Here is a 14,528-nt window from a genome sequence, read left to right as displayed (position 1 = left end):
TATCCTTTCCTTACGCCGACTCACCCAGATACGCTTCGCGCACCTTGGGATTGCCGCGAATGTTTTCGGGATCGTCTTCGACCAGGGGCGTGCCCTGCGCCAGTACCGTAATCCGGTCGGCAAGGGAGAACACCACATGCATGTCATGCTCGATAATGGCGATGGTAATGTCGCGCTTGGATGCAATTTCTTTCAACAGGTCGATGGTGTTGTTTGTGTCCGCACGTGCCATGCCGGCGGTGGGTTCATCCAGCAGCAACAACCGCGGGTCCTGGCTGAGGCACATTCCGATCTCGAGCCGTCGTTTGTCGCCGCGTGACAGGGAAGCCGCATGCATATGGCATTTGTCGGCCATATTCATCTCTTCCAGCATATGTTCAGCGCGTTCGAGCACCTCTATTTGGTTTGCAACCATTGGCAAGGCATTCAAAGTGAAAGCACCATCGCGTTTGGCAAAACAGGGGATCATCATGTTTTCCAGAACCGTGAGATCTCCAAATATTTCAGGGGTTTGAAAGACGCGGCTGATGCCCATTTGGTTGATCTCAAACGGCGCGCGCCCCAGCACGGACTGCCCGTCGAACATCACTGACCCCGTATCTGGGATCAGCTTCCCCACCAGGCAGTTCAGAAGGGTGGATTTACCGGCCCCATTGGGGCCGATGATGGCATGAACCGTATTCTCTTTTACCGAGAGGTTCACATCCGAGAGCGCCTGCAAGCCGCCAAAGCGTTTGCCTACGTTTTTGACTTCAAGAATTCCCATCTGTCTGTCTCCTTATTCCGCAGGCTCGGTCTTGCCGGGTTTGGTTTCTGTTTTGGCGCCGCGGTTGCGGACCCAGAGCAGCAAACGTTGTCCGCCTTCGACCAAACCACCCGGCAGGTAGATGACCACCAGCATGAAGAGGATACCCAGGGTCAGGTGCCAGCCTTTGCCGATAAAGGGATGGACAATGAAGACCATGAAATCCTCAAGCCCGTCTGGCAGGAAGCTGAACCAGCTGTGCAGCACGTTGTCGTTGATTTTGGAGAAGATGTTCTCGAAGTATTTGATGAAACCGGCCCCCAGTACCGGACCGATCAGAGTCCCGGTGCCGCCAAGGATGGTCATCAGAACAACTTCACCCGAGGCGGTCCACTGCATCCGTTCGGCCCCTGCCAGCGGATCCACCGCCGACAGCAGACCACCAGCAAGACCAGCATACATGCCCGAGATCACAAAGGCCGCCAGCGTATAGGGGCGGGAATTCAGACCCGTATAGTTCATCCGTTGCTGGTTGGATTTCACCGCGCGCAGCATCATCCCAAACGGTGAGCGGAAGATACGGATAGCCAGGTAGAAACAGGCCAGCATGATCAGCGCACAGAGGTAGTAACCGGCGTTGAACTGGAACTCCCATGCGCCGACCTGGATCTTCTGCGTGGCCCGCATGCTCAGCCCAAAGAGATGGGGCAGATCCGGCAGGCCTTCGCGGTGGAACCATTGCGGGTCATTGGAATAGACCTGCAAGCCAGTTTCCCCGTTGGTCAGGTTGAACTTGGGGTTGGACAGAACCGAATAGGCCAGTGAGAAACACATCTGTGCAAAGGCCAAGGTCAGGATCGAGAAGTAGATGCCGGAGCGTCGCAGGCTGACAAAGCCGATCAGCAGTGCAAACAGGCCAGAGACCAGGATCGACAGGAAGATACCGGGGATGACATTGTAGCCCAGGAGCTTAAACATCCACACGCATGAGTAAGAGCCAATGCCAAGGAAGGCCGCGTGGCCAAATGACAGATAGCCAGTCAGACCGAAGAGAATATTGAAACCAATGGCAAAGATGCCAAAGATCACAAATTTCTGCATCAGGTCGGGATAGCCCGCATTGAACTGCGCCATCGCAGAGTCAGCTGGGAACGGGTTCAGAATGATCGGCGCAAAAAGTGCCAGGAGGGTCACGATGATCAATACGCCTGTGTCGCGTTTATCTAGTCCAAACATTATCTTAGTCCTCCATCACGCCTTTGAGACCCATCAGCCCGCGTGGACGCGTCAAAAGCACGACGATGGCAACGAGGTAGATAATGATCTGGTTGATGCCGGGCAGGGTGGTGGTGGCCCAAGTGGTGGAGGCAAAGCTCTCGAGAATACCCAAGAGGAACCCAGCAAGCACCGCACCGGGCAGGGATCCCATGCCTCCTACGACGACAACCACAAAGCTCAGTACCAGAAAATCCATACCCATGTGGTAGTTGGGCGGATTGATCGGGGTATACATGACACCGGCCAGGCCCGCGACTGCGGCCGCAATGCCAAACATGATGGTAAAGCGGCGGTCGATATTGATCCCCAACAAACCAACAGTCTCGCGGTCGGCCATGCCAGCACGGACAACCATTCCAAAGGTTGTGAACTGCAGGAAACTGAAGATCCCGCCGATGATGATCACCGAAAAGAAGAAATACACGATGCGCCAGACTGGATAGACGATGTCCATCCCAAGGAACGCGCCCACATTGGCAACACCGTTTAGCGCATCGGGTGCAGGGGTCTGGATCGGGTTTGCGCCATAGAAGTATTTCACCACTTCCTGCAGAACAATCGCCAGGCCAAAGGTCACCAGGATCTGATCGGCATGAGGGCGTTTGTAAAAGTATTTGATCAGCCCGCGCTCCATGATGAAGCCAACCGCGATCATGATCGGAATGGCAAACAGGATTGCCAGAGGCACCGACCAGTCGATGATCAGGCTCCCGGTCTCGGGTCCGAACCAGCTTTCGACATAAGGCGTCTTGACCTTCATCGGATTGCCCAGGAAATCCTTGCGGCTTGGGTCGATGGTTTCGAAGCTAAAGCCAAGAATACGTTGCAGGGTGACGGCTACGAATGCGCCAATCATGAACAATGCACCATGGGCAAAATTCACAACGCCAAGCGTGCCGAAGATAAGCGTAAGCCCGAGCGCAATCAGCGCATAGGCCGAGCCCTTGTCGAGCCCGTTTAAGATTTGCAGTAGGAATGCGTCCATCGTCCCTTCCCTTTTTGGTCAGAACGTATTTGCGGGAACAGAGGTACCTGCGCCGGGGAGTGGAGTCCGAACGCGATACGCAGTCTGAATGAGATGAGTTGGACGGGAGCAAAAGGGCGCTCCCGTCCGATCCGTGGCACGAGCCGTTATGCGCCCGGGTTACAGCTGCCCAGCGAGCCACCTGCAAACATCGGATGGTCGACGTCATAGGTAACCTGCGCCGCCGGAGTGACCTCGACCACTTCCAGCAGGTCAAATTCCGAGGTCGGGTTTTCCTTACCACGCACCACCAGAACGTCTTTGAAACACTGGTGATCTTCGGCGCGATAGAGCGTCTTTCCGTTGCCCAGACCGTCGAATTCGAACCCTTCAAGGGCTTCGGCAACCGCACATGGGTTGAACGAACCCGCACGCTGCACCGCATCTGCATAAAGCAGGGTCTGACAGTAGACCGTATGTGCAGCCTGACTTGGTGGGAAGCCGTATTTGGTACCGAAGGAGCGGACAAAGGCCTGGCTGCCTTCATCCTGCAGGGACCAGTGCCAGTTGGTGGAGCCGTGAATGCCTTTTACGTTTTCACCGGCACCTTTGGCCATCAGCCGGGAGTAAAGGGGAACGACGATTTCAAAGTTCTTACCGTTCACCTGCTTCTCGCGCAGGCCGAATTGAACCGCGTTGGTGAGCGAGTTCACCATATTGCCGCCATAGTGGTTCAGAACCAGAACGTCCGCACCCGAGTTCAGAACCGGCGCAATGTAGGACGAGAAATCTGTTGCCGCCAAAGGTGTTTTAACGGTGGTGACGGTTTCCCATCCCAATGCTTCGGTTGCCGCCTTGATCGACTCTTCCTGTGTCCATCCCCAGGTGTAGTCAGCGGTCAGATGGTAGGCGCGGCGGTTTTCGCCATACAGGCTTTTGAGAACCGGGGCCAATGCAGCGCCGGACATATACGCGTTGAAGAAATGACGGAAACCGTTGGCTTTTTTGTCTTTGCCAGTGGTGTCGTTTGAGTGGGTCAGTCCCGCCATGAAGATGACGCCCGCCTCCTGGCAGAGCCCCTGAACAGCGATAGCAACGCCCGACGACGAGCCGCCGGTGATCATCACCGCGCCGTCTTTTTCGATCATGGATTTGGCCGATGCACGGGCCGCGTCTGATTTGGTCTGGGTGTCACCGGTGACGTATTTGACTTCCTTGCCCAGAATGCCGGTACCTTTCAGGGCTTTGGAGCTGAAGGTGTTCATCATACCGCCGTCACCACCACCGTTGAGGTGTTCTACGGCCAGTTGATACGCGCGCAGTTCGTCAGCCCCTTCATCTGCATAGGGACCGGTCTGAGGCACATTGAAGCCCAAGGTGACGGTGCCGCCGGTGGGTTCATTGGTAAACGCCGCTGCGGATTGCGCTGTGAAAATCGTCGGCAACGCCAGTCCAGCGCTCGTCAATGCACCCGACTTCAGCACGCCGCGGCGCGATAGATTGGATTTATCCATATTTTCCTCCCATAAATCGGCCGACGCAGCTCCTCACTTCCGCGTTGGCCTGCACTTTTTGTGCAAATTTACTATGCGGGGGGCTTGTAAAATTGCGCAATAAAACCTTTGCCTGAAAGGATTATTATGTAAACAAATACACTGTGAACTTTCGCATACTGTAAATTAACTTATGCGGCGGTGCAGAAAGTGTTTGAAATTACTGATTTTGTCCGGGGGAGGGTCGATGCCACGACATATGTTAACGGGAAGTCGAATCCGTGAACGCCGTCTGGTGCTTGGTCTGCGCCAAGCGGATCTTGCCCGTCAAGTTGGTATTTCCGCGTCATATCTGAACTTGATTGAACACAATCGGCGCAGAATCGGCGGTAAACTTTTGGTGAAACTGGCCCGGGTTCTTGAGGTGGAACCGTCCATGCTGACCGAAGGCGCACAGGAAACCCTGTTGAGCGCGTTGCGGGAAGCTGGATCGGAGGGGGCTTCTCCGGTTGCGGAACTGGACCGGACCGAAGAATTTGCCAGTCGGTTCCCCGGTTGGGCCGAGGTCTTGGCGGCCTCACATCAAAGGATCAGTGCGCTGGAACGCACAATCGAAGTTCTTTCGGACCGTCTGACCCATGACCCCCAACTGGCCGCTTCGCTTCACGAAATGTTGTCCACGGCTGCGGCAATTCGGTCGACCGCCGGTATTCTTGCGGAAAATGACGATCTGGAACCGGAATGGCTGGACCGGTTTCACCAGAACTTGAACCAGGATGCCCAGCGTTTGGCGGACAGTAGTCGGACATTGGTGTCATTCCTGGATGAGGAAAACACGGTTGCGGATAAACAGGGTATGCCACAGGACGAAGTCGACCGGTTCCTGGCTGATCACTCCTATCACTTTCCGGCTCTGGAAGACGGTTCTGAAACGCCCGCAACCATGGTTGCGGCTGCGCAACAACTCAAGAGCCAGGCAGCCAGGATGATCGCGGAACGGCTGCTGGAACGATACGCTGAAAACTTGCAGCGCCTTCCTCTGCAGTCGCTTTTGGCCGCTATTGCCGAGGTCGGTGCGGATCCCGGAGCCTTGGCACGAAAATTTGATGTCCAATTGCAGAATGTTCTGCACCGGTTGGCTTTGATGTCCGAAGAACATCTCGGAAGCGAGGTCGGCTGCGTTATTTGTGATGCATCGGGGGCCGCATTGTTGCGCCGCCCGATCGGTAGTTTTTCCATACCACAATATGGCGCGGCATGCCCCTTGTGGCCTCTGTACCAAGCGTTAAGCCAGCCTCACATTCCGCTGCGCCGCGTCATTCAGCAGCAGGGACGCGGGGCGCAAAACTATTTATGTTATGCTTATGGATGGCATGCAGGTGCTGCAAATTTCGGGTCGGATCCAACCGTGCAGGCTGCTATGCTGATCTTTCCACTGACGGAAGACACAGAGCGTGCTATTCCTGTTGGTGTCAGCTGTCGCGTCTGTACGCGCGAGGGTTGCGAAGCGCGGCGTGAGCCGACAATCCTGAAGGATGGGTTTTGACAGTGACTTACAGGCCAGCTTATTGTGTTGGTTATCAAAAGCACCGTGACGGACACGTCTGGGAGGCGGTGCATGGGAGGAATTGCTGCTGATGAGCAGACATGTAGTGCTGATCGAGGATGAACCAAATATCACCGAGGCGATCCGCTTTCTTTTGCAGCGCGACGGCTGGACAGTCGAAGCGCATGCTGATGGGGCATCCGCCACGGATTTCATCCACAAATCCAATGCAAATATCGTGATCCTGGATTTGATGTTGCCAGGCAAAAGCGGTCTGGACATCGTACGTGAGCTGAGAGAGCTGGACGGGTTGGAAGATCTTCCTGTGCTGATGCTGACGGCACGTGGCCAGTTGAAAGACCGTGAAATGGCTGAAAAGGCCGGTGTGACGCGGTTTATGACCAAACCCTTTTCCAACGCAGAGGTTCTGACCGCTGTGCGTGATCTATGCGCTCAGGCCGAACAGCGATAATCGCCTCGGACGGGGCAGAGCGAAAAGGAGAGGTCAAAAGCTCCTTTGTTGATCGCCGTACCTATCGACGCCGACGGTTGATGGACCTGTCGCGGATGATGCCGGTTCTTGGCGCCTTGCTGTTTGCCTTACCCCTGATGTGGGCGCAGGGCGATGAAGCTGAACAAGCCTGGTCGATGTCCTCTGTGCTTGTTTATGTTTTTTCCGTTTGGATAGGATTGGTTCTTCTGTCCTTTTTCTTTGGCATGGCGGTGCGTCGCTGGGCCTACCATTGGATTGATGCGCCACATGAACCGACAAATGATCTTGAGGGGCACTGATGGGGTCCCTCAATACGCTGGTTCTGGTCTGTCTGGCCTATGTTGCGCTTCTCTTTTTTGTGGCATTTGTCGCAGATCATCTTGCGGCGCGCGGCAAAAGTGCCAGCTGGATGCGGTCTCCGCTGATTTATACGCTGTCGCTTTCGATCTATTGCACCGCCTGGACTTTTTATGGGGCCGTGGGAAATGCCGCGCGGTCGGGGCTGGAGTTCATAACCATCTATCTGGGGCCGACGCTTGTCATGATCGGCTGGTGGTGGGGGCTGCGCAAACTGGTTCGGATTGGGCGCAGTCAGAGGATCACATCCATCGCTGATCTATTATCGGCGCGCTATGGCAAGTCCCATACTTTGGCGATTGGCGTAACCATTCTCGCCGTGATCAGTGTGACACCCTATATTGCACTGCAACTGCAGTCGATTACGCTATCATTCGCAATCTTTGCTGACGTGGATCCCGACAGCAACTTCAGTGATACTAACACTGTTTTTGGCGTGGCGGCTGGTCTTGCGGCCTTTGCCATTCTGTTTGGTACCCGAAACCTGAATGCCAATGAACGTCACCATGGCGTCGTAACAGCCGTTGCGCTGGAGGCCATTGTCAAGCTGGTGGCTTTGCTGGCTGTTGGCATCTTTGTTGTCTGGGGTATCGGAGGCGGTGTAGGCCCGACGCTGGACAAGATCGATGCCTCTCCCATCGGGACATGGCGGATTGATGCCGGACGGTGGAGTACTTTGATTTTCCTCTCGGCTGCCGCATTTGTCTGCCTTCCCCGGATGTTTCAGGTCATCGTTGTGGAAAACGAGGACGAACGGCACCTGCGAACGGCCTCCTGGGCGTTTCCCCTGTACCTTATGCTGATCTCGCTGTTTGTCCTGCCGATTGCGGCCATCGGGCTGCAAATCATGCCGGAAAGCGCCAATCCTGACCTTTTTGTTCTGGCCATCCCGCTGAGCCTGGGACAGGAGGGGCTGGCCATGCTGTCCTTTCTGGGTGGGTTCTCATCCGCGACCTCCATGGTGATTGTCGCGGCGATGGCGCTTTCGACCATGGTGTCGAACCATATTGTAATGCCAATCTGGTTGCGGCACCAATCTCGCGGGGCTTCGGTCTCCGGGGATGTGCGCAACGTGGTTCTCTATTCGCGCCGACTATGTATCGGTGTGATTATGGTTCTGGGCTATCTCTATTACCGATTGACCGGCGGCGGAACCGCGCTTTCAACCATCGGTCTTGTGGCCTTTGCGGGCATTTCCCAAATCCTGCCCGCCCTGGTTGGTGGGCTATTCTGGCGCGGAGCGACCCGCAACGGCGCGCTTGCCGGGGTTGCCGTTGGCTTCACCATCTGGCTGTACTGCATGTTGTTGCCCGCTTTGGGGCAGGGATTGTTGAGCGACGGTGTCATGCAGAGCGGTCCCTGGGGCCAGCAGTGGCTGAGGCCTCATGCGATGTTCGGATTGGTTGGATTGGATCCCACTGTCCACGCGGTCTTTTGGTCGCTGAGCTTTAACACACTCGTGTTCTGCGCAGTGTCCCTTGTCGGGTTCCCAAGCCCCCTTGAACGGTTACAAGGGGCGCAATTCGTTCACGTCTTTGAGCATTCTGCGGGTCCGCGCGGGTGGAGCGGTTCGTTTGCCCAGTCCGAAGACCTCATGGTGATGTCTCAACGTATTCTCGGCGCACGAGAAGCGCAGGCTTTTTTTGACAGAGAACGCATACGCCAGGGAGGCCGGGCGGGATTGCCTGAACCCACCCCCGGTTTTCTTGAACGGCTGGAACGTGAGCTGAGCGGGTCAATCGGTGCGGCGGCGTCTCATGCGATGATTGGTCAGATCGTTGGAGGATCCTCCGTCTCTGTCGAGGATCTAATGGCTGTGGCGGATGAGACAGCACAGATGTTGGAATATTCCAGCCAGTTGGAAATTCAATCCGCCAAACTGGAAGATACGGCGCGCAAGCTGCGGGAATCGAACGAGAAGCTCACCCAGATCTCAGCCCAGAAGGACTCGTTTCTGAGCCAGGTGAGCCATGAGCTGCGGACTCCGATGACGTCGATCCGAGCGTTTTCCGAAATTTTGCGCGATGCCGACAACATGGAGGAGCCGGATAAGAAACGATATGCCGGGATCATCCATGACGAGGCACGTCGTTTGACGCGGTTGCTTGACGATCTTTTGGATTTGAGTGTTCTGGAAAACGGTCAGGTCTCTTTGAACCATGAAACCGGTAACCTGTCTGCAGTTTTGGATCGTGCTGTCTCCACCGCGCTGACGGGGGCGGAACACCCGCTAAACGTTATTCGCGATGCAGGGCTTGAATCCGTTAGGGTTGTGTCCGACCTGGATCGGCTCGCGCAGGTCTTCATTAACTTGATTGCCAACGCTCAGAAGTATTGTGATGCCGAAAAGCCGAGATTGATCATCCGTGTTCAACAATTTGGCACTGGTGTTTACGTGGATTTTGTCGATAACGGCAGCGGCATTCCCGTCGAGCATCAGCAGACGATTTTTGAAAAATTTTCGAGGGTTAGCCCAGAAAAAGCGGGTGGCGCCGGGCTTGGACTGGCTATCTGTCGTGAAATTATGGAGCGTCTTGGCGGCGATATTGTCTACTTGCGCGACAAAGGTGGTGCGGCATTTCGGGTTTCTCTGCCGATTGCGGTGGAAAACCCGGATTAGCTGTGTCGTGTAAAGACCTTGGTAACCACATCGCTTTAGACAATATGGAAAAGGGGCACGAACGGGTGCAGGCTGATCTCTATGGCTGATAAACACAACGCAGATCCTTCTGGCGACTTGATGAACGTTCTCGCCAAGAAGCTCGCAGCGACGAAAGAGGGGACAAAGACGCTTGGCAGCTCTTTGACCTTGAAGGCGCTGCGCCGTTCTCTTGCGCGGGCGGCGGCTGACCTGTGTGAATTGCCGCTTGGGGTGATTGCGGCTCGCCAAGCCAACTCTACTCCCGAAGACCTTGTTGGGCATCTCTCTGACAGGGATTTGCTGATCGTTCTTGATGGTCCAAACGGGCGGATCGGTGCTGCCTCTCTGGATGCGGCTCTGGTGACCGCATTGATTCAGCAGCAAACAATGGGGCAGGTTCTGGGCCTTGGTTCTGAAGGGCGCAATTACACCCCAACAGATGCCGCAATGATGGCTGAATTTCTTGAGCGGACCTTTGAAAAGGTCACGTCCCTGCTGGAAGGTGAAGGTGACAGAAAGACCTTTGCCGGTTATTCCTTTGGTGCGCAAATCGACGATGTTCGTAACCTTATCCTTGGGCTTGAGGGGGACGATTACCGCGTGATCCGGGTCACAGCCGATCTGGCAGGTGGCATGATGCAGGGCGAGCTGGTTCTTGTTTTGCCAGAACCCAAGGTCAAGGACGATTCTGGCGACCAATCCGTTGGACGTTCTCTTGGCGCCAATGTGAGCTCTATGCGGGCTGAGTTGAGCGCGGTTCTGTGCAAGGTCAAAGTTCCGCTGAGCCAATTTGCGTCATTAAAGGTGGGAGACAGCATCCCGCTTGATCATGCGTTCCTTTATGAAACAGATCTCTTGGCGATCAACGGGCAAGCGGTCGCACAGGGGCGTCTTGGCCAAATGAACGGAGCGCGGGCTGTGCGCCTGAATGCGCCTGGGCACAAGTCCGAGATCAACGCGTCCGATGCTGCTGGGTTCGGTTCTGTTGTCGGCCCTGCTCAGGATGAGATGGGGCCGCCGACGCTCGACCTCGAGATCGCAGCTGATGGTCTGCAGGATCCGGGTGATCTTGGTGGACTTGGCGGCGATCTCGGTGGGGATCTGGGCGGTTTCGACGGCGGTGGCGACCTTGGCGACCTCGGTGGAGATTTGCCGCCGCTCGGCGATTTCGGCGGTGATTTAGGAGGCGACCTGGGGGGCGATCTTGGCGACCTTCCACCTCTCGGGGGCGATATCGGAGATTTTGACCCTGACGAGGCTGCAGCCGAGATTTCTGAGCTTGCCGGTCTTCAAGATAACAACTGATCCAGAACTTCAGCTGGTCGATACCAGAAATTTCAATCTTTCGGGCGGTGTTCTAAGGGCGTCTCTAAAACAGAAAAACGCGCAGTCGTGTTTGTGACCGCGCGTCGAAGTCCGATATCGGGAAAAACGGACGCCGTGCGTCCGGGCGGAGCAGAGGTTACAGCGCCGCTTCCAGTCGCGGACGCAACGTTGACAAATCATACCCGGCTTGGGCCGCTGTTGTCAGAACCGTGTCGACTCCTAGATCTGCGGCTTGCCCCAGAGCCCATATGACCGAACACCGGGTGCCTGACGCGCAATAGGCCAGTACAGGACCGGGGTTGTTCTCATACATCTGTCGTTGAACCGACACATTTTCCGGTGTCATGGTCTGATGCGTCAGTGGCAGCACCTCAAACTTCAGTCCGGCCGCTTCTGCAGCCGCGCGAAGCGCCGCAGCCTGATGGCTGGGGGGAACCTCTTCGTCTGGGCGGTTGCAGATGACGGTTTTGAACCCGGCCTCTACGATTGCGGGAATATCTTCGACCGCAATCTGCGGCGAGACCGAATAGCGGGGTGTAAGCATACGTGCATCCATGGGATACTCTTTAAGCCTTTGCTGTGGTTCGGTCCAGCCGGATTGACAGCCTTGGCGCCAGGATCATGCCACACAACATCGCGATGAAGAATGTCAGCCCACTTGTCCCCTGGTAGCTGAGCGAGGCGATCGCTGGACCCGGACAGAGGCCGGCCAAACCCCAGCCGGCTCCAAACAGCACGGAACCCAGGATCAGCTTCCGGTCAAGCTCCGCCCGCGGTGGGGCAGGGAATGCACCACCTGAAATCGGCGCGCGCCCAGAGGTCATACGCCAGGCAATGGCCATCGGGATCAAAGCCCCGCCCATGACAAAGATAAGGGTTGGATCCCAGGCTAGGGACAGGTCGAGAAATCCCTGAACCTTGGCTGGGTTGGTCATGCCTGACAGAAACAGGCCAGCGCCGAATAGCCCGCCGGACAGTGCGGCAATCAAAAAGCGGATCATGAGAAGGCTCCAAAGATATGGCGCATGACAGCAACGGTCAGTGCGCCAGCGCCGATGTAGACGCAGGTTGCCGCAATGCCGCGCAGAGAGAAGCGCGAGATGCCACATACGCCGTGTCCGGATGTGCAGCCGTTTGCGGTTCTTGTCCCGATTCCGACCAGTAGACCGGCACACAGCAAAAGAAGGGTGTTTTGGGTCACTGTTGTCTCAATGTGAATATGAGCGACGCGAACCATCAAAAGGGGCACGCCCGCCAAAGCCAGAATAAAAACAGCACGTTCCAGAAGAAGCTGACGGTCACCTTCACGGTTGATCAGCCCGCCCAGAATGCCGCTTGCCCCCATGATGCGACCGTTCCCCAACAGCAGCACCGCGCCGCCCAATCCAATGAGCCCGCCTCCCAGCAGACCCCATATCCAATCCTGTTGCATGTTACTGGCTCCTGTATGTGTTCGGCGCGTCAGAGCTTGTTCACGGGCACTTTGAGGTAAACGGATCCGTCGTCCTCGGGCTCGGGCATATGGCCTGCGCGCATGTTGACCTGAAGCGACGGTAGGATCAGCCGGGGCATCCCCAGCGTTGCATCGCGGCTGTCGCGCATTTCGACGAATTCTTCGATGCTTCTTCCTGCGCCGATATGGATGTTCAATTCTTTCTGCTCAGCCACGGTTGTTTCCCAGGCATAATCATCCCGTCCGGGCGCCAAATAATCGTGCCCGACAAAAATCCGGGTCTCATCCGGGAGGGAGAGGATCTTTTGAATGGATTTGAACAATGTCTCAGAGCTGCCACCGGGGAAGTCGCAGCGTGCGGTTCCGAAATCGGGCATGAACAGCGTGTCGCCGACAAAGGCGGCATTGCCGATAACATAAGTCATACAGGCCGGCGTGTGCCCCGGCGTGTGTAAAACATCGCCGGTCAGGTTTCCGACGGTAAAAGTATCACCTTCGTCAAACAGCTTGTCGAACTGGCTGCCGTCGCGCTGGAAGGCCGTGCCTTCGTTGAAGATCTTACCGAATGTATCCTGCACCGTTGTGATATTGCGACCGATGCCAATTTTTCCGCCCAGCTGATCTTGTAGATAGGGGGCTGCGGAGAGGTGATCCGCATGGACATGACTTTCAAGGATCCAATCTACAGAGAGATTTTGAACGCGAATCCAATCGACGATTTTATCTGCGGAGGCTGTGCTGGTCCGCCCTGCAGCCGGATCATAATCCAGGACCGAGTCGATGACAGCGCAGCGCAGTGTGTCCGGATCGCTGACAACATATGAGATTGTGTTTGTTGCTTTGTCAAAAAAAGCCTGAACAGATGGCCGCATAGTGTTCCCCAGAAGTTGGGCCTTAACATATTGAAAGCTGAATGCGTTTCAAGCCCGTTGCCTATACTTTGACATTTTAATCGAAAAAAATCTGCAAAACGAGCAACCAAGGGTTGTGTTGCGGGTATTTGCGTATGATTTAATCGAACCGTACCGACTGAAAACCTGCAAACAAATTGATAACTTTGAATTTTGAATTTGTAGGGTATGATGAAGCTACATGAGTGTAGGGAGGACACATCATGACCACAAGCGAACTACTGACTTATGCCGCAGAGTTGGAAAAGCAGATACTGTCTGCATCCGATACAAGCCGCCTGAGTTTACAGCCTAAGTTACGTGCTGTGATACGCGACATACGTCAAAGCGGGGCCGAAATCCCGTCGCGCCTGCGTCGTCTGGATGTTCTGCTCGAAGAGCAGGCCGCCGAACAAATGTTCGACAATATGCCGATCTGATACAGGCCATTTGGACGAACCTGGTTCGCCCATCCTCCTAACGTGACCTTCCACCAAAGGTCAGGACAGGAACAGGCCAACCATCACAAGGATCAGACCTAACACTGACAGCAGCAATGCACCCAGATTGTAAGGAATGACTTTCTGAACTTCAGCGCGAAGCTCTTCGTCGCTGAGGTTCTTTTTTTTCGCCAGGGCAACTTTTGCGATGCACCACAAAAGACCCAGAAGGCCCGTCAGAGACACGCCAGCGCCAATCCATACAAGATATTCCATGCGTTTGGTTCCTTTAAAAACGTCTCTGGTGGTTGCGGTGCGCGGCAGTGGCATAAGCGGTCTTTGGCAAAAGTGCAACGGGCTCGGAGCGGGTATGGCATTTGCGCGTTGCGAATAGGATGCGGGCAGCTTCCAGTCTTGCGGCAGGCGGTTGAGCCTTGTATCCAGTGCAAAACCGTTTCTTACAGCACATGCATCGAGCAGGATGCGCATGGAGCCAAAATGGATATCACCGAAGACGAAAAAATCGAAAACTACCGTGTTACTGCGGGCGAGCTGCGCCAGTTCATAGAGCAGTTTGAGCGTCTGGACGAGGAAAAGAAGTCTATTGCCGAACAGCAAAAAGAGGTGATGGCAGAAGCGAAGGCCCGCGGTTACGACACCAAGGTCATGCGCAAAGTGATTGCTCTGCGAAAGCGTGACAAGGACGATATCGCCGAAGAAGAAGCCGTTCTTGAGATGTATAAAGAAGCTTTGGGAATGGCCTAAAAGGCCGTTTCTCGCCGCGTTCTTTGACGGATGGAATGACGTGGAAAAGACTGTTTGCGGGGTGAGCAAACAGTCTTTTTTCGTTTCTGGAGTGAGGTGCCCAAATATCTGGCATCTAGTTTTGTTGCATAAAAACA

At 55.3% G+C, this 14,528-nt stretch carries 16 protein-coding genes; 7 read left to right on the top strand and 9 right to left on the bottom strand.

What is annotated here, in order from left to right:
* Positions 1 to 10: 10 nt before the first annotated feature.
* The 4 genes from ACXAEW_RS17030 to ACXAEW_RS17015 all read right to left on the bottom strand — a co-directional run bounded on the left by ACXAEW_RS17030 (position 11) and on the right by ACXAEW_RS17015 (position 4,501).
* Positions 11 to 766: an ABC transporter ATP-binding protein gene (locus ACXAEW_RS17030; RefSeq protein ID WP_474942461.1), complete on the bottom strand. Its 756-nt coding sequence runs from the start codon at positions 764 to 766 to the stop codon at positions 11 to 13.
* A gap of 12 nt (positions 767 to 778) precedes the next feature.
* Positions 779 to 1,981 (bottom strand): branched-chain amino acid ABC transporter permease, encoded by a 1,203-nt coding sequence (locus ACXAEW_RS17025; protein WP_474942460.1) that lies wholly within the window; start codon positions 1,979 to 1,981, stop codon positions 779 to 781.
* A 4-nt stretch (positions 1,982 to 1,985) separates the two neighbouring features.
* Positions 1,986 to 3,008 (bottom strand): branched-chain amino acid ABC transporter permease, encoded by a 1,023-nt coding sequence (locus ACXAEW_RS17020; RefSeq protein WP_474942459.1) that lies wholly within the window; start codon positions 3,006 to 3,008, stop codon positions 1,986 to 1,988.
* 146 nt (positions 3,009 to 3,154) lie between these two features.
* Entirely contained in the window at positions 3,155 to 4,501 is a 1,347-nt protein-coding gene (locus ACXAEW_RS17015) for a substrate-binding protein (RefSeq protein ID WP_474942458.1), read from the bottom strand.
* 226 nt (positions 4,502 to 4,727) lie between these two features.
* Here ACXAEW_RS17015 and ACXAEW_RS17010 point away from each other — a divergent pair, with 226 nt between their 5' ends.
* The 5 genes from ACXAEW_RS17010 (at position 4,728) to ACXAEW_RS16990 (ending at position 10,822) form a co-directional block, all read left to right on the top strand.
* Entirely contained in the window at positions 4,728 to 6,026 is a 1,299-nt protein-coding gene (locus tag ACXAEW_RS17010; RefSeq protein ID WP_474942457.1) for a short-chain fatty acyl-CoA regulator family protein, read from the top strand.
* A gap of 91 nt (positions 6,027 to 6,117) precedes the next feature.
* The gene (locus tag ACXAEW_RS17005; protein WP_474942456.1) at positions 6,118 to 6,498 is read left to right on the top strand and encodes a response regulator transcription factor; all 381 of its coding nucleotides are present in this window, start codon (positions 6,118 to 6,120) and stop codon (positions 6,496 to 6,498) included.
* Positions 6,474 to 6,818 carry a hypothetical protein gene (locus ACXAEW_RS17000; protein WP_474942455.1) on the top strand — a complete coding sequence of 115 codons (345 nt, stop codon included), beginning with the start codon at positions 6,474 to 6,476 and terminating at the stop codon, positions 6,816 to 6,818. The genes ACXAEW_RS17005 and ACXAEW_RS17000 overlap by 25 nt, the downstream gene beginning before the upstream one ends.
* Positions 6,818 to 9,496, top strand: coding sequence for an ATP-binding protein (locus ACXAEW_RS16995; RefSeq protein ID WP_474942454.1), 2,679 nt, complete (start codon positions 6,818 to 6,820; stop codon positions 9,494 to 9,496). Before ACXAEW_RS17000 ends, ACXAEW_RS16995 begins: the two co-directional genes overlap by 1 nt.
* Positions 9,497 to 9,577: 81 nt before the next feature.
* Complete coding sequence (locus ACXAEW_RS16990; RefSeq protein WP_474942453.1) at positions 9,578 to 10,822, top strand: FliM/FliN family flagellar motor C-terminal domain-containing protein; 1,245 nt, start codon at positions 9,578 to 9,580, stop codon at positions 10,820 to 10,822.
* Positions 10,823 to 10,979: 157 nt separating this feature from the next.
* Here the strand turns inward: ACXAEW_RS16990 and ACXAEW_RS16985 are convergent, their stop codons facing one another.
* The 4 genes from ACXAEW_RS16985 to ACXAEW_RS16970 are packed head-to-tail and all read right to left on the bottom strand — an operon-like array spanning position 10,980 to position 13,168.
* The gene (locus ACXAEW_RS16985; RefSeq protein ID WP_474942452.1) at positions 10,980 to 11,399 is read right to left on the bottom strand and encodes a protein tyrosine phosphatase family protein; all 420 of its coding nucleotides are present in this window, start codon (positions 11,397 to 11,399) and stop codon (positions 10,980 to 10,982) included.
* A gap of 10 nt (positions 11,400 to 11,409) precedes the next feature.
* On the bottom strand, positions 11,410 to 11,844 hold the full coding sequence (locus ACXAEW_RS16980) for a DUF6691 family protein (protein WP_474942451.1): 435 nt from the start codon (positions 11,842 to 11,844) through the stop codon (positions 11,410 to 11,412).
* Positions 11,841 to 12,275, bottom strand: a complete 435-nt coding sequence (locus ACXAEW_RS16975) for a YeeE/YedE family protein (protein ID WP_474942450.1) — start codon at positions 12,273 to 12,275, stop codon at positions 11,841 to 11,843. The genes ACXAEW_RS16980 and ACXAEW_RS16975 overlap by 4 nt, the downstream gene beginning before the upstream one ends.
* Before the next feature lie 29 nt (positions 12,276 to 12,304).
* Complete coding sequence (locus ACXAEW_RS16970; protein ID WP_474942449.1) at positions 12,305 to 13,168, bottom strand: MBL fold metallo-hydrolase; 864 nt, start codon at positions 13,166 to 13,168, stop codon at positions 12,305 to 12,307.
* Between the two features lie 242 nt (positions 13,169 to 13,410).
* Here ACXAEW_RS16970 and ACXAEW_RS16965 point away from each other — a divergent pair, with 242 nt between their 5' ends.
* Positions 13,411 to 13,626 (top strand): hypothetical protein, encoded by a 216-nt coding sequence (locus ACXAEW_RS16965; RefSeq protein ID WP_474942448.1) that lies wholly within the window; start codon positions 13,411 to 13,413, stop codon positions 13,624 to 13,626.
* Between the two features lie 60 nt (positions 13,627 to 13,686).
* Here ACXAEW_RS16965 and ACXAEW_RS16960 read toward each other — a convergent pair whose 3' ends face one another.
* Entirely contained in the window at positions 13,687 to 13,902 is a 216-nt protein-coding gene (locus ACXAEW_RS16960) for a hypothetical protein (RefSeq protein ID WP_474942447.1), read from the bottom strand.
* A 222-nt stretch (positions 13,903 to 14,124) separates the two neighbouring features.
* Here ACXAEW_RS16960 and ACXAEW_RS16955 point away from each other — a divergent pair, with 222 nt between their 5' ends.
* Positions 14,125 to 14,391: a DUF2312 domain-containing protein gene (locus ACXAEW_RS16955; protein ID WP_474942446.1), complete on the top strand. Its 267-nt coding sequence runs from the start codon at positions 14,125 to 14,127 to the stop codon at positions 14,389 to 14,391.
* The last annotated feature ends 137 nt before the right edge of the window (positions 14,392 to 14,528 follow it).

The sequence above is a fragment of the Epibacterium sp. ABZ3_068 genome (genome assembly GCF_056159265.1).
This window is presented reverse-complemented; position numbering and strand designations above follow the sequence as displayed.